The following is a 24,141-nucleotide window of genomic DNA, read 5'->3' on the forward strand; positions in this document are numbered from 1 at the left end:
GGCAAAACGTAAGACCTAGCAAGTATCCATAAACAGTTGTGCTGGCGACCATAGCAAGAGTGAACCACCTGATCCCTTCCCGAACTCAGAAGTGAAACCTCTTAGCGCTGATGGTAGTGTGGGGTTACCCATGTGAGAGTAAGTCATCGCCAGCTCATTATTCGAAAATCCCCCTCCGCATTAGCAGAGGGGGATTTTTTTATGCGTGGGTTTTAGTCAAATAGCTCTTGGAATTGTTGAATATTGATTAAAAACTAGACTCATGGGTTTAGATTTTTAAGGAATAAGTAAGACTTTAGTCGGATATTGCATGAAAAGTAGCTGTGTTGAACTAAGTTGTTGCGAAGACATGGCGATAAGAATCATTAAAAATAATAAATAAGAGTTAGGGTCATGTGTCGTGCTGAAAACAACGAAAAAAACTCACAGGAGGTGAGTAAAAATGGCAGAAAACATGAAGCGAGTAGCAAACACTGTAAGTGTGAATGATGTGATTGATCAGGCAAAATTCACTAAATTTCACTTAAGCATTGTATTATGGTGTTTGTTTATTGTCCTATTTGACGGATATGATTTAGCAATTAACGGTGTCGTTCTGCCTCTACTTATGCAAGAGTGGGGCATGAGTGCTGTTCAAGCAGGCATGCTTGCAAGTACAGCACTCGCTGGCATGATGTTTGGAGCCATGCTGTTTGGGATGCTTGCAGACAAAATTGGTCGTAAAAAAGTTATCTTGATTTGTGTTTCTTTATTTAGTGCTTTTACATTTTTAGGTGGATTTACCACTAATCCAACAGAATTTGGTATTTTACGTTTTATTGCTGGTTTAGGGATTGGTGGTGTATTACCAAACTTAGTGGCTCTAACGTCTGAATATGCACCTAAACGTTTAAAAAGCACACTGGTAACCACCATGTTTAGTGGTTATGCGGTGGGCGGTATTATGGCTGCATTATGCGGTACATGGTTTACACCAAGTTTTGGTTGGGAAATTATGTTCTTCATTGCAGGTATTCCCTTACTTTTTGTTCCATTTTTTTGGAAGTTCTTACCTGAGTCTTTAACTTTCCTCGTTAAAGAACAAAAAGTGAATGAAGCACGTCGTTTTATCAAGCAAGTCGAGCCAACTGCAGACATACAAGCAGATACTGAACTGGTTCTAGCTAGCGCTGATCAGACCCAAAGTGCATCAGTAAAAGCTTTATTTACAGAAAATCGTGCCACAGGAACATTCTTATTTTGGATTGCTTTCTTTATGTGCTTACTCATGCTTTACGCACTTGGAAGCTGGCTACCAAAACTGATGATGGCAGCGGGATATTCTTTAGGCAGCAGTTTAATGTTCTTATTAGCACTGAATATTGGTGCCGTGATCGGAACCATTAGCGGCGGTATTTTGGCAGACCGTTTTGACTTTAAACCTGTTCTTATGAGTATGTTAACTGTCGGTGTACTATCTTTGGTTGGTTTGGGCTTTAATTCTCCAACCCCTGTTATTTATTTACTTGTGAGTTTAGCAGGTGCCTCATCTATTGGTACCAGTATCTTGTTATATAGCTATGTTGCTCAATACTATCCTGTTGCAGTACGTTCTACTGGTATTGGTTGGGCTTCTGCTGTAGGGCGTACAGGTGCAATTGTTGGCCCGATCGTGATTGGTATGCTGCTTGGTATGGAGTTACCACATAAATGGAACTTTATCGCGGTGGCAATGCCGGGTATTATTGGCATCATCGCTATTTCAATGATTCGTAAGCCACAACCTGGTCGCGTGATGGTGAAAAAATTAAAAACAGCCAAAATTTAAACTCTCGTAATTAACCTACTCAGTTAAAAAGCTCCTTACTTAAAGGGGCTTTTTCATATCTTTAGTATGAAATTAAATCAATATTCAATTGGTCAAAAGAATAAGCGGATTAAAAGAGCTTAAATATTGGGCGAATTAAAAAATAAATATCAATTATTCAAAAGTTTATATTAGTAATAGTGTGACATATCACGCAAATAAATGACCTTTCGGTGAGCATAGCAGAATATCAATTAGTCTTATTGTGCCTTAAATCCCGCTTGCGTATATTGCCTGACATTGAAGATTGACTTCAGTCTTCAACAAGATGTTATGGACAAGTACTCATGGGAGATGAGAACGATGACAACGGAAAAAATAGATGTAAATTCTGTAGTCGATAATGCGAAATTCACGCCTTTCCACTTCAATGTAGTTGCTTGGTGTTTACTCATTATCTTATTTGATGGCTACGATCTCGCAATCAATGGTGTAGTTTTACCGTTATTGATGCAAGACTGGGGCTTAAGTGCAGTGCAGGCCGGAATGCTTGCAAGTACCGCACTGGCTGGCATGATGTTTGGTGCGATGATCTTTGGTTCCCTCGCGGACAAGATCGGCCGTAAGAAAGTGATCATGATCTGTATTGTATTATTTAGTGGTTTAACTTTTGCCGGCGGCTTTGCTTCAAACCCAACCGAATTCGGTATTTTACGTTTCCTTGCCGGTCTTGGTATTGGTGGCGTAATGCCAAACCTGGTGGCATTGACTTCGGAATATGCCCCACAAAAAATGCGTAGTACGCTGGTGACCACCATGTTTAGTGGTTATGCGGTAGGTGGCGTAATGGCTGCATTATTGGGTTCATGGTTTACCCCAAGTTTTGGTTGGCAAATCATGTTCTTTATCGCGGGTATTCCACTGTTTTTGTTACCAGTGATCTGGAAATTCCTGCCTGAATCTCTCGCATTTATTGTGAAACAGAATAAGCAGCCAGAAGCTCGTCGTATTGTACGTCGCTTGGCGCCAAATCTGACAGTTACCGAGAATACAACTTTCACTTTGCCACAGGAAAATGTGCCTGAAGCAGCGAACGTGGTCAGCTTGTTCCGTCGTGGTCGTGCGGTCAATACCTTACTGTTCTGGGTCGCGTTCTTTACTTGTCTGTTAACCATGTATGCACTGAGCAGCTGGTTGCCGAAGTTGATGATGGCAGCGGGCTATTCGATGGACAACAGCCTGATGTTCATGATGGTGATGAACGTGGGTGCGGTTGTAGGTATTGTGGGTGGTGGTATTCTGGCGGATCGTTTCCACCTGAAACCGGTACTGATGGTTCTGGGCATGATGGGTGCGATTGTAATGAGCTCAATGGGCTTTGCATCTAACCAGTTCTTGCTTTACATTTTGGTATTCCTAGCGGGTGCAGCGTCGATTGGTTCACAAATGTTGCTATATAGCTATGTTGCACAGTTCTACCCACTTGCGGTACGTTCGACAGGTATTGGCTGGTCTTCTGCGATTGGTCGTATGGGCGCGATTGTAGGGCCGATCCTGATTGGTGGTTTGCTTGGTATGAACCTGCCTGCTTACTTCAACTTTATGGCAGTCGGTTTACCGGTTCTGATTACTGCAATTGCGGTTGCGTTAATCATGCATGACAATGAATCTGAGAAGATTGGTTCAATTGAACCAGCAGTGTCTAAAGCTTAAAGCTAAGTATTAAATAAGAAGCCTCCGAAAGGGGGCTTTTTTATGGTTATTAGTTGATAAAAACTAATTCACAATTTATTTTGTAGTAATTAAATGAATTATAAATATCATGACCTTAGAATTATTTATAGCATCTTTAGCTCTCTTAATTTCAGTAATGCAATTATGGAAAACTTATTTTTATAAATCTAAACCATTCTTCACGATTGGAACTTTAACAGAACAAATTTATCCGATAAAAAGTGCTAGTGAAGAATGGTATGTGTGTAGTTTTCATATGCCAATTTCAATCTCGAATCATGGTGCTCAATTACTGATTATTGAAAAACTTAGACTGAAGTTGGTTTATCAAGATATTGAATTAAAGAATAACTATGAATATCTCTATGCTAAATGGATTCTTGATACAAAAGATTCCAAAAAAATTGATAGTGATCGATTCAGATGGATAAATGATATTGATCTTGAAGATTGGATTCCTCAACTTATTCAAGCCCGATCTATACAATCAAAAAGTTTTATTTTTGAAACCCGCTGGGATTTTCCTATCGATCAGAAGTTGACAGTTACTTTGCAAGGTAAGCTTATGAAATCTAACTCTTGGAGCGATATAAGTTCATGGGATATAAATCATAATCTCACTGTTTGGCAAATGTTGGTGATGGGTGGAAGTTCCATTGGTCATACTACAGAGCCAAAAGTTTTAAGAAGATCAAAAGCCTTATCTAATAAAATTTATATTAAGAATAAGATAGAATTTAATCCTGATAATTCTTTTTTGATACCTTCTTATTCAAATAAAAAAAATGCTCTATCTAAAATTTTAAAGATACTTAATAAGCATTAATTTAAATATTAGACCTCTTGCGAAAGTATCGTTTTACCTAATTTTTGAATTGGCTAAAACCTTATAATATGTAGCTTTTGGCTGTTTAAATTTTAAATTTTGACTAACGCAAGAAGTCTATTATTCTTAGTATTATTGAGATAAGGTAATGTGATAATCGCGCTATTCTAAATAGAGTAGAGGTATAGAAAATATGAATATTAATTCATTCTCCCCAATCCCTGAAGGTGATGAAGAACTGCATCTTCCTGAACTGGTGTACTGGGCATCTCTTGGTGATGTTGAACAGGTTGAGCAGGGCTTGCAAGAAGGTCTGGACGTCAACTCCGCCGATGAAGAAGGCTATAGTGCCTTACAGGCTGCAGCTGAAAATGATCATTTAGACGTAGTTAAGCTTCTGGTTAGCAAGGGCGCAGATATTGCACATCGCAGTCCAAATACTGCTTTAGAACTGGCTGAAATGGCCGGAAATAAAGACGTGGTGACTTATCTGAAAAGTTTGGCCGGTGGTGTCTAAATATAAAAAAGAACCTCAATGCTGAGGTTCTTTTTTTAGTGTAGGAGCTTAGGCAGCTTCGCCTTCAAGCTCTTTTAAGATCGCTTCATTGAAAGCCGGTAAATCGTCCGGATTGCGTGAAGTAATCAGTACCCAGTCACCTGTATTGCAGCGGTGGACTTCTTCGTCGACCCATTTCCCGCCGGCATTTTCCAGATCTAGCTTGATGCTCTTATATGAGGTCAGATTCTTGTCTTTGATGCGCTGTGCATCAATCAGGGTCCATGGCCCATGACAGATCGCGGCAATTGGTTTGTGATTATCGGCAAAATGCTGAATGATTTTCTGCGCATCCTGATTGATTCTTAAGGTATCTGCGTTGACTGTACCGCCGGGAATCACCAAAAGATCATAATCATTCAGATCGACGTGTTCAAGACTGGTATCCGGCGTATATTGGGTGGCAGCTTTGGTATCACCTTTGACCGTCGCGACATCTTCATTTTTTTCGGCAGCATGAATCACTTCGAAACCTTTGGACTTTAGAAAATTTAAAGGCTCAGTGAGTTCATCATGTTCAATGCCTTGATTGGATGTAATAAAGAGGACCTTTTTTACCATGATTGCTGTTCCCAAAAAATGTGAGGATTTTTAGCTTAACAACAAGGCGATTCTTACAATGTTGGAGTTTTAGCTCGGAACTGTTAAGCAATGATAAATAAAATAATAGGCAGAAAAAAAAGCCCCGACATCCTGTCGGGGCTTTTGCGTATCTCGTGATTTAGGTATAACTCCTGTCGTACCTCACGTCCTGGTGTTGCGATGTTATTCTTGTTTTTAGGTCTTCTGGAGCATCCTGCTCTCTATGTTTATAAAGTAATACACATCCCGGTGGCGCACTAGCAGCAGATTGCGGTTATTGCTGTACGCTTTGGCTTACATCAGCGTAGAGAAATTGAACTTTATAGGCTTAACCGGTTGTATTGCATTAAAAATGTATATCTAGACCGATATAAGGACCTTTAAATTCCAGCTGTAAGTCTGGACGTTGATCCTGTTCAAAATCTACCTGCATGAGGCGATAACCGATTTTGGCACCGACATCGACCAGCAGATTATCAATGAAATCATATTGCAATTCTGCCTGTACGTCGGTTTTTCGGGTATCGCTGCCGCGACTGTAAACCGCTTCTGCTTTGGCACTCAAACCGGTAAATGGCAATTTAACCCCGGCTGTTGCATAGAGCAGTGGACTATATTCATCCAGATCGTATTGCGTGAAAGCGCCGGCAGTCCGGTTTTCCACCGTACCATCCAGATTGGTTAAACCTGCACCTATATCCGCATGCACAATGGTATCCAGCAATTCGTAATACAGAATATAGTCAATATTGTTCAGCTTGATATCTGAGGCATTGACAGGAGAACTCTGTTCGCTGGTGCTGTCCAGATTGACGTATTTAATCTTGGCATTTGGTAACAATGGCACAGGATGTTCTACAGCGACAGATAGCTGCGCTGTACCTTGTCGATCTAGCTCATGCTTGAAATTGTTATCCTGACTATAGCCGTCAAAATCCCAGTAACTGAGATCTGCTTTCACGCCGATTACATCTGCATGACTGAGCGTACTGAGTCCAAAACCGAAGAATAAGGTGGTGAGTATTTTTGCGCGCATGGCTCTATTCCCTAAAGCTTTATTAAAATTGGAGGTGTCTGGTTACTTAAAAACATCTTCTTAATATGGAGTAGCAAGTGCATGATATAGAGAATTTCAAAAATGTATATCCTTGGATTTTGCAGGACAATAAGATGGTAGCGAGAAGCACACAACAAACGAAAGAGTATGCATTATATGTCGCCGGTCAGGCCGTTCAGACGGGTGAATGGTTAGAGGTCAAACATAAATATAACCACGAACTGTATGCCCGTGTCGCCTTGGCTGATGCCAATACACTGGAACAGGCGATTCAGTCTGCCGTAGATGCTGAAGCCGAAATGGCTGCCTTGGAGCCGTTTCAGAAACAGAAAATTCTGCTGCATTGCGTACGCCGTTTTCGTGAAATTCATGAAGAACTGACTGAAATTCTGATTGCAGAAGGGGGCAAACCGCGTAAAGCAGCGGAAGCCGAAGTTGAACGTCTGATTAATACTTTCCAGATTGCCGCAGATGCCGTGACCCAAGTTGATCAGGGACGTATGCTGCCTCTGGCCGTGACTGCGACAGCATCTGGTTATCAGGGCATTGTGAAACAGGTGCCAATTGGTGCAGTGTCTTTGATTAGTCCGTTTAATTTTCCTTTAAACCTGACCGCGCATAAAATTGCTCCTGCGATTGCAGCCGGCTGTCCCTTTGTGCTGAAACCACCTAGCCTGACCCCGATTTCTGCCTTAAAAATTGCCGAAATTCTGGCGGAAACCGATTTACCGCAAGGTGCTTTTTCGGTCTTGCCCTGTCCGCGAGAACTGGCCGATCTACTGGTCACCGATGAGCGTTTTAAATTACTCAGTTTTACCGGTTCCGATGCTGTGGGCTGGGATATGAAAGCGCGTGCCGGACGCAAAAAAGTGGTCTTGGAACTAGGTGGCAATGCTGCCGTCATGATTGAGCCGGATACCGAGATTAATGATGCCTTGATTAACCGTCTAATTGGCGGGGCGTATAACCATGCCGGGCAGGTGTGTATCAGTGTGCAACGCATTTTGGTGCATCAGCAGATTTATACTGAAGTGAAGGACAAACTGCTGGCGAAACTGAAAACGATTAAAGCCGCTGATCCGAATCTGAGCACAACCTTGGTTGGTCCGATGATCAAGGAAGATGAAGCCAAACGCCTGAAAAAATGGCTGGATAAAGCCGTGAAAAAAGACGCGAAAATCCTGATTGGAGGCGAATTGAATGGTGTGATGTTCGCACCGACCTTGCTGGAAAATGTAGACCACAGTCTGGAAATCTACCGTGATGAAGCCTTTGGCCCGGTGGCAATTCTGGAAGCGTATGCTGATTTCGAATCCGGTATTGCCTGTATCAACCGCAGTCGTTTTGGCTTGCAAGCTGGAGTGTATACTCAGAATCTGAACAAGATGCTGTATGCCTGGGATCATCTGCATGTCGGCGGTGTCATTATCAATGATATTCCGTCTTTCCGGGTCGATAACATGCCTTATGGCGGGGTCAAAGATTCAGGTCTGGGTCGTGAAGGAATTCAGTCAGCCATTCGCGACATGCAGGAAGAGCGCATGCTGGTGATTAAAGCCTAAGTTTAGAATACTCATCGCTTCGATATCACAGGCAGCTTGTTTTAAATCTGCTTGTGATATTTAAACCGGTCTTTAAAGAGGTCAAAATTCCATGAGAGAATTTGATTTCCCATATCACGGCTTGGTCACGCGCCTTACTATAAGCTGTTTCATCGTCCAATAATGATCTAAAAACAGATGCTGGATTAGAGTCTTGGAATACATTTTTTAAAACAGCGACCCTGTAGTAAAACTTAAGAAAAAATATATTCCAAAAAGTTTGTCAATATATAACTTGTTTAATCTGGCTTATTTCGCAGAATTATTGAACGCTTAATTCGAATAGATTATAAATAACGAATATTTTAAGCAGAATTTACAGAAAAAATTTAAAAAAGTCAGTATTGTTAAATCATCTACAAGGTCAGTTTTTCGATCAGACTTTAAGCAAGATGTAAGACCTGCTGACCTGTTTGTACATTAGAATTCGACGCCCACAAGGTGCCCTCTAATTCAAACACCCAAAATTATTGAAAATGCTTCTTTTTTTGCTTGCGCCATAACCATAACAAGCAGCATCTAAAGGGGTTAAAAGTTTAGGTGTTCTATGACAGAAACTCGTGAGAATTGGTCCGCACGATCAGGATTCATTATTGCAGCGATTGGTTCCGCCGTTGGCTTGGGGAATATCTGGCGTTTCCCTTATGTTGCCTATGAAAATGGTGGCGGGGCATTCCTGATCCCCTATCTGATTGCGATTTTCGCAGCAGGTTTACCTTTATTGTTTTTAGACTATGCGGTCGGACACAAGTTCCGTAAAGCACCGCCTATGGCCTATAAAAAACTCATGAATGCCGAATCCTTGGGTTGGTGGCAGGTCATGGTCACTCTGGTGATCGGGATTTACTATGCCAGCGTCTTGTCCTGGGCTGGCAGCTATATGTTCTATTCCTTTGGACAGCAGTGGGGCACAGATACCCAAGGCTTCTTCTTCAATACTTACCTGCAAAATGGTGAGGGTCTGACGCTCGGTTTTGTACCTGTGCTGTTCTTTGGTTTGGTGGTCGTTTGGGCAGCAGTCATGCTGATTCTTTACGGTGGAGTACGCCGTGGGGTGGAACTGGCGAATAAAATCTTTATGCCATTGCTGGTGATTTTATTCACGATCCTAGTGATTCAGGCAGTACGTTTACCTGGTGCAGTCGATGGCTTAAATGCTTTCTTCACGCCGAACTGGGAAGCGATGGCCAACTATAAAGTCTGGTTAGCCGCTTTTGGTCATATCTTTTTCTCACTATCAGTGGGCTTCGGGATCATGTTGACCTATGCATCTTACCTGAAACGCAAAACCAACCTGACTGGTTCCGGGATTGTGGTGGCACTGGCCAACTCGTCTTTTGAAATTCTGGCGGGTATTGGTGTCTTTGCCGCGCTTGGTTTTATGGCGTTCAGCTCAGGTGCGAAAGTTGAAGATGTGGTGTCTGGCGGTATCGGTCTGGCCTTTATTGCGTTTCCGAAAATCATTTCCAGTTTAGGTGCAGGTGGTGACCTGTTCGGTTTCCTGTTCTTTGGTTCATTGACGGTTGCTGGTATTACCTCGATGGTCAGTATCCTGCAAGTTCCGATTGCTGCGTTCCAGGACAAACTGGGCTGGTCAAAGAACAAGTCAGTGACGATTATTGCTGGTGGTTCAGCAGTGATTTCTACCCTGATGTTCTCGACACATAGTGCCATTACCTTTGTCGATATCATCGACTACTTTGCCAATAACATCGGTATTGTCGGTGGCGGTCTGTTATCGATTATTCTGTTGTCGTGGTTCCGTCGTCCATTAATGAAACAGCTGGAAGGCCATGTGAATGAGTTTGCCAGCGTGAAACTGGGTGCCAGTTGGAACTTCATGCTAACGGTGATCACGCCTTTGTCATTATTGCTGGCATTGGGCCTGACCCTGAAATCGATCATGGCAGAAGGTTATGGTGGCTATGCTGCCGGTACCCTATGGATGGTAGGTGGAGGAGTAATGGCATTCTTTATTCTGGGTGCCATTCTATTCAGCCTGATTAAAGATCGTCACAGCTAGGAGAGCGACTATGAATACATCTGCACTAATCATGATGATCATCTCTATCGTTTTATTATGGGGTGGTCTGGTACTGGCTGTGATTCATCTGGCAAAGAATCCGGAAGAACCAGAAGACTAAAAATCTTCACATAAACCTACTGTTACCATAAATAGAAGTCATTATCATCCTTGATGATAATGACTTTTTTAATGGCTGATGCTTTGACATGATTTCCGTTTCAGATGGACAAGTCCATACAGCCTTTGCCGTGACTTTATTTGCCGGGCTGGCCACCGTGGTGGGTGGGGGACTGGTATTATTCTTAAAAAAACCTAATTTCCGTTTGCTAGCCTTTGGTTTGGCCTTTGCTGCCGGGGCCATGATTTATGTCTCTTTAACCGAAATTCTGAACAAATCGATCGCGTCCTTTAGCCTGGATTTTGATGAAAAAACCGGTTTTGCCTTTGGCACTTTTGCTTTTTTACTGGGCGTAGTTCTGGTGTTATTGCTGGATCGCTTTGTGCCGAATCCCCATGACACCATTGAAACCCATTCTGCCAAGGGCGTCAGTTCAACCCAATTACTGCGTACCGGCATGTTGACCCTGTTTGCGATTAGCGCACATAACCTGCCGGAAGGACTGGCGACGTTTTTTGCCACACTGGAAAGCCCTGCTTTGGGTGCGCCACTGGCGGTGGCAATTGCGATTCATAATGTACCAGAAGGTGTGGCGATTGCCTTGCCGGTATATATGGCCACGGGCCGTAAAGATTATGCGCTCTGGGCCAGTCTGGTTTCGGGTTTGGCCGAACCATTAGGGGCAGCGCTCGGTTATTTTATTCTGGCACCTTATATGAGTGAAACCGTCTATGGTCTGATCTTTGGCGTGATTGGTGGGGTGATGGTTTATCTGGCGCTGGATGAATTATTGCCGACGGCAAAGCGCTATTCTGAAGGGCATGAAACAGTCTATGGATTGGTGAGCGGCATGGCGGCATTGGCCAGCAGTCTGGTGATTTTTAAGTTTATTCAATAAGCCTTATATTCCCTAAATCACGAGGTATAAAAAAAGGCAGCTTGCGCTGCCTTTCATTTTAAACACATGACTTATGCAGTTTTTTCTATACGGCAATAGAAAAAGCCGTCGCCTTGATCTGCTTTCGGCAACAACTGACGACCATGAATCTGCTCGATGCCCCAATCGGCTTCGATCTTGATTTCTTTGGCATCGGCATGTTGAGCAAAGAATTCGACCATCTGCTGTTCGTTTTCGGCTTTCAAAATTGAACAGGTGATGTACAGCAAAGTACCACCGACTTTCAGTTGCTGCCACATATTTTCCAGAATCTGCTTTTGCAGCTGTACCGTTTGCGGAATATCTGTGGAATGACGCAGTAAGCGGATATCCGGATGACGACGGATCACACCAATTGCGGAACATGGTGCATCCAGTACGATACAGTCGACCGGCTCCGGAGCTGTCCAGGTGATCGCATCAGCCGCGATAATTTCAACATCGGCATATTCAGTTAACAGTAAGCGTTCCAGATTTTCTGCCACACGGACTAAACGTTTGGCATCTTGGTCAATGGCATACAGTTTTTTCGGGCTATATTTTTCCAGGATATGCGCAGTCTTACCCCCTGGCGCAGCGCAGGCATCTACTACGATTTTGCCTTCAAGGTCAGGAACTAAGGTCGCACACAGCTGGGCATGTTCATCCTGCACCGAGAAACCGCCGGCTTCATAGCCCGGCAGGTTCGGAATATGCACATTCTGTTCCAGTACAATCCCAACTTCAGAAAGAGTACAGGCACGTGCTTCATAGCCTTCTTCTTCCAGAATTTCCAGATATTCATCACGGCTGACCTGATTGATATTGACACGCAAGGTAAGCGGCGCAATCTGTTTCAAGTCATGTGACAGCTCGGCAAGCTGTTCCGGCCAGTCTTTCTTTAAACGCTTGTAGAGCCAGCTTGGCAGGCCATGCGCCTGATTTAAAGCCAGGTCAAATTCTTCTGTTTCACGTGAAACACGACGCAGTACCGCATTGACCAGACCGCTTAAAGGTTCAAATCCCAGCTGTTTGGCTGCAGTGACGGTTTCTGAAATCGCAGCATGTGCCGGAATACGCGTACATAGAATCTGGTACAAACCCAAATATAAGCAGCTTTCTAGAGCCTGGTTATCAAGAGGTTTGGTTAATAGCGGCAGGGTGATGGCTTTCAGGCCATGCCACTGACGTAAACAGCCTAGCGTTAACTCGTGATAAAGACCACGGTCACGTTCAGACACAATATTAATATGTTGATTGAGTACAGAAGCAAGTGATTGGCCATTTTGTACAGCCAATAGCGTTTTTACAACTTGCGCGCGCAAATTCAAATTTTTAGCTGATGATTGAATTTGGCTCATGCGAATTTATATCCTACCGATAGTTTTTGAGTTTGATTAATTTGAACAGCATTCAGGGCTTTGCCGCCTGGCCATTGCAGATTGGTGATGCAAATGACATTTTGATCGCCACACATCACATGCACGCCATCTTTATCCAGGGCAATCACTTCACTAGGCAGGGCATTGCTTGCCTTTTGTGTGGAAAGTGATGAATTCCAGATGCGTAAATTGTTGCCGTCATCTAGCGGGGTGAATGCCACTGGCCAGGGATTAAAGGCACGAATATTACGGTCAATATCTGCTGCAGGCTGGGTCCAGTCAATTTGTGCTTCGGCTTTTGTCAGTTTATGCGCGTAGACAGTCAGATTTTCATCCTGAACTTCACGGGTCTCAAGATAGTGCTGTAAAGTCTGTTCCGATTCGAGCACGGCCACAATCGCCTCAGCACCTTGCAGCGCCAGTTTGTCATGCAGGCTGGCAGATGTATCTTCGGCGCTAATCGGGCACAGTGTTTTATACATCATGTCCCCGGTATCCAGACCGGCTGCCATTTTCATAATGGTCACACCTGTTTCGATATCGCCGGTAGCAATCGCGCGCTGAATCGGGGCTGCACCGCGCCAGCGTGGCAACAGCGAACCATGAATATTCAGGCAACCATATTTTGGCGTATCCAGAACCACTTGTGGCAGGATCAGGCCATAAGCTGCCACCACCATCACATCTGCATTTAAGGCTTTAAGTTCCGCTTGCGCCGCCAGACCTTCTTCAGTCGATGACTTGAAATGTAAAGGCTGATAGACCGAAAGATGATGTTCAAGCGCTAACTGCTTCACCGCAGATGCCGTGAGCTTTTGTCCACGTCCGGCCTTGCGGTCCGGTTGAGTATAGACCGCCACAATTTCATGTTCGGTTCTAAGCAACGCAGCCAATGCAGTCGCTGCAAATTCTGGTGTGCCTGCAAATATGATCTTCACACATGAAATTCCAAATAAACTTAAAAGCTATTATAAGCCAAAAGCCAAATTTCAGCCTAATCGTTGCAAAAACTTATCCGAGAAGCTTGGTGAGTGCTTGAATTTCAGTGGAATTTTTATATAAAAAAAACTCATGCAAATTCTAAAAATTATTCATGAAAGTTTTGTATTGTCCTGATGATGATGGCGGTATAGTAGATTTCATTAAGAAATTTTTATCGTCAGATCATCCAAATCTCTCTATAGACATTTTTGCCTGTATCTACACCCAAAAGGCCATCTTGTAAATCAAGGGCTTGTAGTATGATAGGTTTAAAATTCAACTGATTTAAGCTCCTTGTCAGTATGATTTAGCCAGAGTGGATCTGCCCGATTCATTGCAAGCTCAAACTTTGTTGGAAATATAAAATGCCTGACTATCGTTCAAAAACATCGACACACGGAAGAAATATGGCTGGCGCACGCGGTTTATGGCGTGCCACCGGCATGAAAGATGAAGATTTCGGTAAGCCGATTATTGCGGTGGTGAACTCGTTCACCCAGTTTGTACCGGGTCATGTGCATCTTAAAGACCTGGGTCAGCTGGTGGCACGTCAAATTGAAGCGTCAGGCGGCGTGGCCAAAGAATTCAATACTATTGCGGTCGATGACGGCATCGCGATGGGTCATGATGGCATGTTGTATTCATTGCCTTCGCGTGACCTGATTGCAGACTCGGTCGAGTACATGGTCAATGCCCATTGTGCCGATGCGATGGTATGTATCTCGAACTGTGACAAGATCACCCCAGGCATGTTAATGGCCGCGATGCGTCTGAACATTCCAGTAGTATTTGTCTCTGGCGGTCCAATGGAAGCGGGCAAGGTCAAAATCCGTGGCAATGAAAAAGCCATTGATCTGGTTGATGCCATGATTGTTGCAGCAGATGACAGCTTCACTGATGAAGAAGTTGCTGAATATGAACGTTCAGCTTGCCCAACCTGTGGTTCATGTTCAGGCATGTTTACCGCAAACTCGATGAACTGTTTGACTGAAGCACTTGGTTTATCGCTTCCGGGCAATGGTTCAACGCTGGCAACCCATGCCAACCGTAAAAAATTATTCGAGCGTGCGGGTCAATTGATTGTTGAAATCACTAAACGTCATTATGAGCAAAATGACTACAGCTTATTGCCACGTTCAATCGCGACCAAAGCAGCGTTTGAAAATGCGATGACTTTAGACATTTCCATGGGTGGTTCAACCAATACGGTTCTACATTTGTTGGCAGCAGCACACGAGGCAGAAGTCGACTTTACCATGACTGATATCGATCGTTTGTCACGTAATGTGCCAGTTCTTTGTAAGGTTGCGCCGGCGAAGCAGGACGTGCATATGGAAGATGTACACCGTGCCGGTGGCATCATGTCGATCCTGGGTGAACTGGATCGCGCGGGCTTGCTGGATACTTCTGTTCCAACCGTGCATGAAAAAACTTTAAAAGATGCCTTGGATAAATGGGACATCATCCGTACCGAAGATGAAGAGGTGTATCAATTCTTCAAATCGGCACCGGGCGGTGTTCCGACCCAGACCGCATTCTCGCAAGACCGTTACTATGCGCGCTTAGATGGTGACCGTGACAATGGCGTGATCCGTAATGCAGCCAATGCCTTCTCACAAGATGGTGGTCTAGCGGTACTTTACGGCAACATCGCGCTAGAAGGCTGTATCGTAAAAACTGCGGGTGTGGATGATTCAATCCTGAAATTCAACGGGACTGCACGTGTGTTTGAAAGTCAGGATGCTGCAGTTGAAGCCATTCTTGGCGGCAAAATCACTGCGGGTGATGTCGTCGTGATTCGCTATGAAGGTCCACGTGGTGGCCCGGGTATGCAGGAAATGCTGTATCCAACCAGTTACTTAAAATCGAAAGGTTTGGGTAAAGACTGCGCACTTTTAACGGATGGCCGTTTCTCGGGTGGTTCGTCTGGTCTGTCGATTGGTCACGTGTCGCCTGAAGCGGCTGAAGGCGGTGCAATTGGTCTGGTGGAAGATGGCGACCGTATCGAAATTGATATTCCAAACCGTACCATTCACCTGGCAGTGGATGATGCAACCATGGCAGCGCGCCGTGAAGCACAAGAAGCCAAAGGCTGGCAGCCTGCTGAACAGCGTCCGCGTAAAGTGTCTAAAGCACTGAAAGCGTATGCGATGCATACTACTAGTGCGTCGAAAGGTGCGGTACGTGATATCTAATTTGTAATTTTACAGATTTAAATAGCACTCCAGATGGGGTGCTTTTTTTATACAAGAAACTATCTTAAAATGAAAGAGGACTCCACCCGACAGTCAGGGTGGAGGTGAATTTCGTAAGTTTTTTAATTTAGCTTTAATTCGTTTTTATGTTAAAATAAAAGAAATATAACATTGTATTTAAATAAGTTTTAAAAAAAATGAAAATCAACAAGGCGTATAAATTTAGGCTTGAGCCTAATGAAGAGCAAGAGGTTATTTTAAACAATCTTGTTGGTTCTGCGCGTTTTGTTTGGAATCAAATTTTAGTTGTGTCATTTGAAATGTTTGCAAAGAATGAATTTATCAATGCAACCAATTTGGTGAATAAAATCACCAGTCTTAAAAAGAATCCTGAATATGCTTTTTTAGCAAATCATTCTAATGCTGTTTCCCTACAGCAAAAAATTCGTGATCTGGCTTCGGCTTGGACAAGGTTTTTCAATGCAAAAGAACATGCAAGATTAAAAGAAAATAAGCGTAAACCACGCAAGCCCAAATTCCTCAAACTCACTGATGGTTCTGAAATCCAGTTACGCCCACTGATGCCTAGATTTAACTAACTGTGCGAAATTCCCCATCTATAATCTTCAATTTAGGTGGGGATGGATAGCACGACTTTTCGTTATTCGGGTCTTTCTTGATTTTTTATATATTCACGAATTACATCAATTGTCGCACCACCTGTTGTAAGCAAGCAATAAGCCCTAGTCCAAAGTACAGGCTTCCAATAATACTGCTTTAGTTCTGCATCAAATTCTTTGCGTATAAGTCTGCTAGATACCGTTTTGAGGTTATTTATAAACTTGCTTGGCATGATATTAGGGTGCATTTCTAGTAATAAATGAATGTGGTCAGCTTCACCATTAAACTCAAGCAAGTCAATTTCCCAATCTTGACAGTTCTTTCTTACGATTTCTTCAAGGCGATTGAGCATTTCATTTGTAAAGCATTTTCTCCTGTATTTTGTTACCAACACTAAATGATAAGTTAGCTTATAAACACAGTGGTAATGTGACTTCATGTTATTTACACCAAGATTAATACTTGTTAAATTATAGGTATGAATGAAGTTCAAATGAAAGCCTACAAGTATCGTATTTATCCGAATGGTGAGCAAAAAGTGCTAATCGAAAAGCACTTCGGCTGTGCTAGGTTTACTTACAACTGGGCTTTAGCACTTCAACAAAAATATTATGATGAACATAAAAAATCACTGAGCCGAAAAGATATTCAGGATCAGCTTGTGAGTATGAAAAAGCAAGAACAATACTCATGGCTCAATGAGGTGAACAGTCAAACCCTACTTAGTGGATTACTTCATGTTTATACGGCTTTTGGAAACTTCTTCAAAGGTCGGGCGAAATTCCCCAAGTTCAAGTCTAAGAAAATTCCACAACGATCATATCAATGCCCTCAACATGGTAGTGTTGATTTTGAAAAAGGCACACTGAATCTACCTAAATTAAAAGGCATTAAAGCTGTATTTAGTCGTCAATTTGATGGAAAGATTAAAACTGTCACTATTAGTAAAACAGCAACAGGAAAGTATTACGCATCAATTTTAGTTGAAACTAATCAAGCCAAAGTAACAGCATCAATAATTGAGGCAGATAAAACCATTGGTATTGATTTGGGCTTAAATCACTTGTTGATTCAGTCGGATGGTCAAAAAATTGAAAATCCAAAATATTTACGACAAGCTCAAAATGGATTAGCAATTCAGCAAAAGATATTTGCTCGAAAGAAAAAAGAATCCAAGAATTATCAACGTCAGAAATTAAATGTTGCATGTATCTATGAAAAGGTACGTTTGCAACGCTTAGACCTACATCACAAACTAACGCATCACTTGATCTGTGAAAACCAAGCGACCACGTATGCATTAGAAGATTTAGGAATTAAAAACATGGTTAAGAACAGTAAACTAGCCAAGTCCATTTCGGATGTGGCATGGGGGCAATTCTTAACGCTGTTACAATACAAAGCTGAATGGTATGGCAAGAATGTTTTGAAAATTGGTCGATTTGTACCAAGTTCAAAAACTTGTTCTTGCTGTGGCTATAAGATGGAAAAGTTACCGCTAAGTGTCAGATTGTTTGAATGTCCAAGTTGCAACTTGGTTGAAGATCGTGATGTGAATGCGAGTATAAATATCCGTAATTTCGCTTTAGCTGATGCACTAGGGCTTCGTGCTGTGTAAAGAGTTCCTGTGCCACAATACTTGTCAGCGCAAGTGTGGCATCGAAAGGTGTAATCAATTTGATTGCATGGGTCGCAAAGATTCCCCCACTATAACTTTCAGTTTAGTGGTGGGAGTATGTCAAGAAAAAATCAGATGGTTACGATTCAATTAGATTGGTGCAATTTGATAAATATTGTCGAATTGAGGGTAATCGAGTTAAGCTGCCAAATGGCATAGGATTTGTGAAATTTAGAAAATCACAAGATATTCTAGGCACAATTAAGAATGTGACAATCAGTAAGAGATCAGGTCATTGGTATATTTCATTTGGCAGTGAAAAAGAGTTATTGGAAAATCCAGTACATCCATCCAAAACCGCAGTTGGTGTTGATTTAGGTGTCAAGAAATTAGTCACAACATCTGAGGGTGAGGTATTTAACCCAAAGAACAGTTTTAAAACCAACCAAATTAAATTAGCTAAACTTCAACGTAAGTTGAGCAAAAAATTGAAGTTTAGTGAAAATTGGAAAAAGTTGAACACCACAATTAACAAGCTACATTATCATATTGCTAATATTCGGCATGACTACCTACATAAAGTCACGACAACTCTCAGCAAAAACCACGCAATGATCGTAGTTGAGGACTTAAAAGTAGCCAATATGTCGAAGTCAGCAAGTGGCACAATCGAGAAAAAAGGAAAGAATGTCAAAGCCAAGTCGGGCTTAAACAAGGCAATCCTAGATCAAGGTTGGTCAATGCTTGTTGATATATTGGAGTACAAACAACAATGGCGAGGTGGTTTACTCGTTAAGATTGACCCGAAATACACAAGTCAAACGTGTAGCTCCTGCGGTCATGTTGCAAAAGAAAATAGGCTTACTCAGGCACATTTTGAATGTGTTGCGTGTGGCTTTAGCGAGAATGCGGATATTAACGCTTCTCGTAATATTTTGGCGGTGGGACACACCGTTTTGTCTGTGGAGGGTGGATGCGGTAAAGGTCGCCCGATGAAGCAGAAAGCAAGCGAAATCCGTGAGGAAGTCACCTAAGAGCTGATGCTTTTAGAATCCCCCACTTGAATAAAGTGAAAGTGGTGGGAGTATGTCAAACAATGATCTTAAAATAAATTGTCCAAGACCGACGCTTAAAATCGGTCATCGCCCAGGAAGAGAATAATGAGTAAAGATAATATCCGCGAGCATTCTGCCCCCGTTTATGAAGGTATTGAAAATGCACCGGCGCGTTCCATGATGCGTGCCACCGGTTTTCAGGATGCCGATTTTAACCGGCCATTTATCGGCATTGCTTCGACCTGGGCCAATGTCACGCCTTGTAATATGCATATTGATGGTCTGGCCAGAACCGTAGAGCAGGGCGTGAGTGCGGCGGGTGGCAAGGGCATTATCTTTAATACCATTACCATTTCAGATGGCATTTCCAATGGCACCGAAGGCATGAAATATTCCCTGCTGTCACGGGAAGTGATCGCAGATTCGATTGAAACCGTGGTCGGCTGTCAGGCTTATGATGGTGTGATTGCCATTGGTGGCTGTGACAAAAATATGCCCGGCTGCATCATGGGATTGGCGCGCCTCAACCGTCCGGGGCTGTTTATTTATGGCGGAACCATCAAACCGGGTGAAGGTCATACCGACATGATTTCAGTGTTTGAAGCGGTGGGTCAATATGCCAAAGGTGAAATCAACGCGATTCAGGTCAAGCATATTGAAGAGGTTTCCTTGCCAGGTCCGGGTTCGTGTGGCGGTATGTACACGGCCAACTCGATGGCCTCTGCGATTGAAGCTTTAGGCATGAGCCTGCCGGGCTCTTCGGCACAGGAAGCGGTATCGGAAGACAAGCAAATTGACTGTGCCCGGGCCGGTGAAGCGGTGATGAACCTGTTGCGACTGGATATTAAGCCGCGCGACATCATGACCAAAGCCGCCTTTGAAAACTCGATTAAAGTCTTGATTGCGCTGGGTGGTTCGACCAATGGTGTACTGCATCTTTTAGCCATGGCACATACAGCAGGAGTGGAATTGAGTCTGGATGATTTCGTGCGGATTGGTAAAGATATTCCGGTGGTGGCCGACGTGCGTCCATCAGGTAAATATCTGATGTCAGAACTGATTGCGATTGGTGGAATTCAACCACTGATGAAGCGCATGCTGGATGCCGGCATGCTGGATGGCTCATGTCTGACGGTCACAGGTAAGACGCTGGCAGAAAATCTGGCCGATGTGCAGGACTATCCGGAAGGCCAGCAGATTATTCTGCCTTTTGATGCGCCAGTGAAAAAAGACTCACATCTGGTGATTCTAAAAGGCAATCTGTCACCGAAGGGCGCGGTCGCCAAAATTACCGGTAAGGAAGGACTGCATTTTGCTGGCCCGGCTCGCGTGTTTGAAGGTGAGCAGGGTGCCATGCGCGGTATTCTGGATGGCGAAGTCCAGCCGGGTGAAGTGGTGGTGATTCGTGGCGTTGGTCCCAAAGGTGGCCCGGGAATGCCAGAAATGCTGAAACCGACCTCTGCGATTATCGGGAAGGGCTTAGGCGCTTCAGTTGCCCTGATTACCGATGGACGCTTCTCGGGTGGCAGTCACGGTTTTGTGATTGGTCATGTCACCCCCGAAGCTTATGATGGCGGCCCGATTGGTCTGGTACAAAATGGCGACCAGATTTCAATTAATGCGGAAACCCGGGAAATGACCTGGCATGTGGATGAGCCGGAGATTGCAGCACGTCAAGCAGCTTGGATCAAACCAAAACCGAACTATACCCATGGAGCACTGGCCAAATTCGCCAAACTGACCTCAGGTGCAGAAACCGGGGCGGTCACTGACTTGAATCTTGACCTCTAATCCATTGTTAAACATTGAACATTTGTTTATCTTAATCGGGCGTAAGACCCTCACCGACAGTCAGGTGGGGGATACAAGCGAGTGGCGATAGCCATATTAAAGATAATGTTTTCTTGGTTTTATTGCTTATTTTTGCTATAATTCAAACACTACAATTCTTTTATAAACAATGATTTAATGAAGATTTTACAACACTACAAGTTTAGGCTTCTGCCTAACCAAGAACAGGAAATATTGCTTAATCAAGCAATAGGTTCTGCTCGTTTTGTGTGGAATCAAATTCTCGCTAAATCATTTGAAATGTTTGCTAAAGATGAATATATTCGTTACGAAAGCATTGAAAAAAAATTAGTACCCCTTAAAAAAACACCTGAATTTTCTTTTCTTGGTCAAACATATTCAGCTTGCTTACAGCAAAAAATACGTGATCTTGCTCAAGCATGGGGTAAGTTTTACAACAAAAAAGAACAAGCTCGTTTAAAGCAAAACAAGCGGAAAACACGTAAACCCAATTTTTTTAAATTGGCTGATGGTGGTGAGATTGAGCTTAGACCACTCATGCCAAGATTCAAGAAGAAATTAGATGGTGAGCAATCTTTTAGACTTCCATTTGCAGATTGTGAGGTTATTGGTGATCGAGTTTCTTTGCCTAAAAAAACAGGTTGGATAAGATTTAAAAAATCACAAGAAATTGTTGGTAAAATCACAAGTATTACAATTAAGAAAATTTGTGGGCTTTGGTATGTTTCATTTTTTACTAACCGTGAAATCGAACAACCAATTCATCCATCAAAATCTGCAATTGGTGTTGATCTTGGCATTAAGAAATTAATTACAACATCAACAGGTCAGGTATTTGACCCAATCAATAGTTTTAAAGCCAATCAAGTAAAGTTGGCTAGGCTTCAACGCAAGTTGAGAAAGAAAACCGAATTTAGTCAAAATTGGAAAAAACTTAATTTAAGGATCAATAAATTACATCATCATATTGCCAATATTCGGCATGACTACTTGCACAAAGTCACGACAACTCTCAGCAAAAACCACGCAATGATCGTAGTTGAGGACTTAAAAGTAGCCAATATGTCGAAGTCAGCCAAAGGCTCAATCGAAGAAAAAGGAAAGAATGTTAAAGCTAAATCAGGCTTAAACAAATCAATCCTAGATCAAGGTTGGTCAATGCTTGTCAATATGTTGGAGTATAAGCAACAATGGCGAGGTGGTTTACTCGTTAAGATTGACCCTAGATATACAAGTCAGACTTGTAGTTCATGCGGTCATGTTGCAAAAGAAAATAGACCTACTCAGGCTAAGTTTGAGTGTGTTAGTTGTGGTTTTAGCGAGAATGCAGATATTAACGCTTCTCGTAACATTTTAGCGGTGGGACATACCGTTTTGTCTGTCGAGGGAAGATGCGGTAAAGATCGCCCTGTGAAGCAGAAAGCAAGTGAAATCCGTGAGGAAGTCACCTAAGAGCTTTTGCTTTTAGAATCCCCCACTTGAGCTAGTCGAAAGTGGCGGGAGTATGTCAAGACTTGATATAAGTTTTTACACCATGCAGGGCTTTGGCTCTGCGATCTTAAAAATAGATTATTCTGTACAGATTCAATTTTTTGAACTGCACACCGTCATCTTTGTCGAGGCCGAACTCATGTCCCTGTTACGCCGTTGGTTTGATCCAATCCGATCGAGTTGGTTTTACCAGAAACCAATCCGTCAAACGGTGTTATCTATTCAAGATGGGCTGAGTATCCATTTAAGACTGGATGATGTGTACAGCTATCTGGCGGTACAGCAGCTGCCCCAGCTCGAAGAAATTTTAAGTCCGCAGCTCAAGCCGCTGAAAGTAATTATTTCCAGTTCGCATGCAGCCCCCCCAAATCAGATGTCTTTTGATGAATGGCAGCACTACACCCTAAATGATGCCAAGATTCTGTCAAAACAGCATCGTTTCAGTTTTCATGATACGCCGGAATTACCGAGCGCTGAGGCCTTAAAACAGGCTGAACTGATTTTGCGGCATACACCTCTGCGTGGACAAGATTTCCTGTATTTGCTGGAAGATGTTTTCCATATGCTCTGGCAAAAACAGACCGGAAAATTACGAACCCTTTATGCCATGGCCAGTCGTCATCATCAGCCACAGGACTTTCCCGAACGTATTTTTGATCAGACCCCGATTCTGGCCAGCTATTTTAATTTAGGCGGTCGCCAGTATCAGGCAGTCGATGACCTGTTGCGTCTGACCCGGCGTCTGGAGCAGCAAAAACTGCTGACCGGTAATCCGATTTTTATGATCGATCACATTGAATGGCGTGAGCATCTGATCAGTGATGCTGAAGAGCTGAACGAGATCCAGTCGATGGATCCGGAACTGGACTTGTATCTCGCGCTGGAAGATCCGATTTCCTGGCTGCTCCTAGCTTACATCAAGGAAGAACTGGCGGATTATTATAATATCCAGCTGAATGTTTATCCCTTGTCCTATCGTGGCCGGGATGAGTTTGACTGGAGTCTGGCCACACGTTTATCCAAACGGACTGACGTAGAATTTACCCCGTTCTGCCGACCGACCGAGCAGGCGATCGCGCCAATGGCACAGTTATTTTATAGCTGTCCCGAGGAGCAGCGGATTGAGGCGATGTACCAGATCTTGCAGGCCGTCTGGACCCGTGGTGAAGACCTGTCTTATGCACCCCATTTCAAGCATTTGCAGCAACAGTTAAATATTGTAGATCTGACCCAGGACGATATTCTGGCCAAGCTGCAGGACAATGATATGCTGTGTGAAATGAAGTCGCAGCCGAATTTTCCGGTACTGGAACTGCGCATAGATGATCAAAGTTATACATTTAATAGCTTATATCGGGTCTGGATGATTGAAAGTATTTTCAGTAATGTGTTAGAAGAAAAGTATAAGAGTAATAATCAAACTGAAAGTGAACTGAAAAAACATGGAAAAGATCAAAGCTGAATCACTAGAACATGCACGTCAACAGATCGATGCCATTGATACAGCTTTAGTTGAGCTGATCGCTGCGCGTCAATTTTATGTTGATCAAACCACCCGTTTCAAAAAAACCGAAACCGATTTGCAGTCACCAGAACGTATGGAACAGATTGTAGAAAATGTTAGGGCATTGGCGCAAAAGCAGGGCCTCGATCAGGAGTTTATTGAACATCTATACCGTGAAATGTTCCAATACTTTATTCAACGTGAACTGAAAGAGTTTCGTCCTTAAACGGGCTCATTTCAGTTCAACTACGCCGGACGATCTTCAAGCTATGCAGGAGAT

At 43.1% G+C, this 24,141-nt stretch carries 19 protein-coding genes, 1 rRNA gene and 2 pseudogenes; 17 read left to right on the top strand and 5 right to left on the bottom strand.

Translation table 11 applies throughout. From position 1 onward, the window contains the following. Positions 1 to 40 precede the first annotated feature (40 nt). The 5 genes from rrf (at position 41) to G4D73_RS09535 (ending at position 4,863) form a co-directional block, all read left to right on the top strand. Positions 41 to 155, top strand: a 5S ribosomal RNA gene (rrf, locus tag G4D73_RS09515). A 287-nt stretch (positions 156 to 442) separates the two neighbouring features. Continuing rightward, the gene (locus tag G4D73_RS09520) at positions 443 to 1,807 is read left to right on the top strand and encodes an MFS transporter (RefSeq protein ID WP_114541999.1); all 1,365 of its coding nucleotides are present in this window, start codon (positions 443 to 445) and stop codon (positions 1,805 to 1,807) included. Between the two features lie 342 nt (positions 1,808 to 2,149). Then, complete coding sequence (locus G4D73_RS09525) at positions 2,150 to 3,499, top strand: aromatic acid/H+ symport family MFS transporter (protein WP_213686628.1); 1,350 nt, start codon at positions 2,150 to 2,152, stop codon at positions 3,497 to 3,499. 109 nt (positions 3,500 to 3,608) lie between these two features. After that, positions 3,609 to 4,346: a hypothetical protein gene (locus G4D73_RS09530; protein WP_005245518.1), complete on the top strand. Its 738-nt coding sequence runs from the start codon at positions 3,609 to 3,611 to the stop codon at positions 4,344 to 4,346. A gap of 193 nt (positions 4,347 to 4,539) precedes the next feature. Continuing rightward, the gene (locus G4D73_RS09535; protein ID WP_213686629.1) at positions 4,540 to 4,863 is read left to right on the top strand and encodes an ankyrin repeat domain-containing protein; all 324 of its coding nucleotides are present in this window, start codon (positions 4,540 to 4,542) and stop codon (positions 4,861 to 4,863) included. 48 nt (positions 4,864 to 4,911) lie between these two features. Here the strand turns inward: G4D73_RS09535 and G4D73_RS09540 are convergent, their stop codons facing one another. Both G4D73_RS09540 and G4D73_RS09545 read right to left on the bottom strand, forming a co-directional pair. Beyond that, a complete protein-coding gene (locus G4D73_RS09540) occupies positions 4,912 to 5,463 on the bottom strand; it encodes a type 1 glutamine amidotransferase domain-containing protein (protein WP_005245514.1) in 552 nt (183 codons plus the stop codon). Positions 5,464 to 5,830: 367 nt separating this feature from the next. After that, positions 5,831 to 6,520, bottom strand: coding sequence for a TIGR04219 family outer membrane beta-barrel protein (locus tag G4D73_RS09545; RefSeq protein WP_213686630.1), 690 nt, complete (start codon positions 6,518 to 6,520; stop codon positions 5,831 to 5,833). 134 nt (positions 6,521 to 6,654) lie between these two features. On the opposite strand from G4D73_RS09545, the gene G4D73_RS09550 reads away from it, so the two are divergent. The 4 genes from G4D73_RS09550 (at position 6,655) to zupT (ending at position 11,184) form a co-directional block, all read left to right on the top strand. Continuing rightward, complete coding sequence (locus G4D73_RS09550) at positions 6,655 to 8,103, top strand: aldehyde dehydrogenase family protein (protein ID WP_213686631.1); 1,449 nt, start codon at positions 6,655 to 6,657, stop codon at positions 8,101 to 8,103. Between the two features lie 586 nt (positions 8,104 to 8,689). Beyond that, positions 8,690 to 10,165 (top strand): sodium-dependent transporter, encoded by a 1,476-nt coding sequence (locus G4D73_RS09555; RefSeq protein WP_213686632.1) that lies wholly within the window; start codon positions 8,690 to 8,692, stop codon positions 10,163 to 10,165. A gap of 10 nt (positions 10,166 to 10,175) precedes the next feature. Beyond that, positions 10,176 to 10,286: a methionine/alanine import family NSS transporter small subunit gene (locus G4D73_RS09560; protein ID WP_004647694.1), complete on the top strand. Its 111-nt coding sequence runs from the start codon at positions 10,176 to 10,178 to the stop codon at positions 10,284 to 10,286. Between the two features lie 88 nt (positions 10,287 to 10,374). After that, positions 10,375 to 11,184, top strand: coding sequence for a zinc transporter ZupT (gene zupT / locus G4D73_RS09565; RefSeq protein WP_213686633.1), 810 nt, complete (start codon positions 10,375 to 10,377; stop codon positions 11,182 to 11,184). A 71-nt stretch (positions 11,185 to 11,255) separates the two neighbouring features. Here the strand turns inward: zupT and rsmB are convergent, their stop codons facing one another. Both rsmB and fmt read right to left on the bottom strand, forming a co-directional pair. Continuing rightward, positions 11,256 to 12,563 (bottom strand): 16S rRNA (cytosine(967)-C(5))-methyltransferase RsmB, encoded by a 1,308-nt coding sequence (rsmB, locus tag G4D73_RS09570; protein ID WP_004280818.1) that lies wholly within the window; start codon positions 12,561 to 12,563, stop codon positions 11,256 to 11,258. Beyond that, complete coding sequence (fmt, locus tag G4D73_RS09575) at positions 12,560 to 13,522, bottom strand: methionyl-tRNA formyltransferase (protein WP_044109793.1); 963 nt, start codon at positions 13,520 to 13,522, stop codon at positions 12,560 to 12,562. The genes rsmB and fmt overlap by 4 nt, the downstream gene beginning before the upstream one ends. A 408-nt stretch (positions 13,523 to 13,930) precedes the next feature. On the opposite strand from fmt, the gene ilvD (G4D73_RS09580) reads away from it, so the two are divergent. Next, on the top strand, positions 13,931 to 15,760 hold the full coding sequence (gene ilvD, locus G4D73_RS09580; protein WP_026055737.1) for a dihydroxy-acid dehydratase: 1,830 nt from the start codon (positions 13,931 to 13,933) through the stop codon (positions 15,758 to 15,760). A 197-nt stretch (positions 15,761 to 15,957) separates the two neighbouring features. Further along, a pseudogene (locus tag G4D73_RS09585) lies at positions 15,958 to 16,353 on the top strand (helix-turn-helix domain-containing protein); the annotation flags it as partial. A gap of 68 nt (positions 16,354 to 16,421) precedes the next feature. On the opposite strand, the gene tnpA reads toward G4D73_RS09585, so the two are convergent. Beyond that, the gene (tnpA, locus tag G4D73_RS09590) at positions 16,422 to 16,820 is read right to left on the bottom strand and encodes an IS200/IS605 family transposase (protein WP_071850135.1); all 399 of its coding nucleotides are present in this window, start codon (positions 16,818 to 16,820) and stop codon (positions 16,422 to 16,424) included. Between the two features lie 39 nt (positions 16,821 to 16,859). On the opposite strand from tnpA, the gene G4D73_RS09595 reads away from it, so the two are divergent. The 6 genes and pseudogenes from G4D73_RS09595 (at position 16,860) to G4D73_RS09620 (ending at position 24,087) form a co-directional block, all read left to right on the top strand. Beyond that, on the top strand, positions 16,860 to 17,999 hold the full coding sequence (locus G4D73_RS09595) for an RNA-guided endonuclease TnpB family protein (RefSeq protein WP_044109788.1): 1,140 nt from the start codon (positions 16,860 to 16,862) through the stop codon (positions 17,997 to 17,999). Positions 18,000 to 18,121: 122 nt separating this feature from the next. Next, positions 18,122 to 19,033: pseudogene (locus G4D73_RS09600) on the top strand (RNA-guided endonuclease InsQ/TnpB family protein); the annotation flags it as partial. Positions 19,034 to 19,159: 126 nt separating this feature from the next. Further along, positions 19,160 to 20,845 carry a dihydroxy-acid dehydratase gene (ilvD, locus tag G4D73_RS09605; RefSeq protein ID WP_004280835.1) on the top strand — a complete coding sequence of 562 codons (1,686 nt, stop codon included), beginning with the start codon at positions 19,160 to 19,162 and terminating at the stop codon, positions 20,843 to 20,845. A gap of 177 nt (positions 20,846 to 21,022) precedes the next feature. Next, positions 21,023 to 22,318 carry an RNA-guided endonuclease InsQ/TnpB family protein gene (locus G4D73_RS09610; RefSeq protein ID WP_213686634.1) on the top strand — a complete coding sequence of 432 codons (1,296 nt, stop codon included), beginning with the start codon at positions 21,023 to 21,025 and terminating at the stop codon, positions 22,316 to 22,318. A 178-nt stretch (positions 22,319 to 22,496) separates the two neighbouring features. Further along, on the top strand, positions 22,497 to 23,819 hold the full coding sequence (locus G4D73_RS09615) for a hypothetical protein (RefSeq protein WP_026055738.1): 1,323 nt from the start codon (positions 22,497 to 22,499) through the stop codon (positions 23,817 to 23,819). After that, positions 23,800 to 24,087: a chorismate mutase gene (locus G4D73_RS09620; RefSeq protein ID WP_004647685.1), complete on the top strand. Its 288-nt coding sequence runs from the start codon at positions 23,800 to 23,802 to the stop codon at positions 24,085 to 24,087. The genes G4D73_RS09615 and G4D73_RS09620 overlap by 20 nt, the downstream gene beginning before the upstream one ends. The last annotated feature ends 54 nt before the right edge of the window (positions 24,088 to 24,141 follow it).

It is taken from the genome of Acinetobacter sp. WY4 (assembly GCF_018438165.1).
Classification (GTDB): Bacteria; Pseudomonadota; Gammaproteobacteria; order Pseudomonadales; family Moraxellaceae; genus Acinetobacter.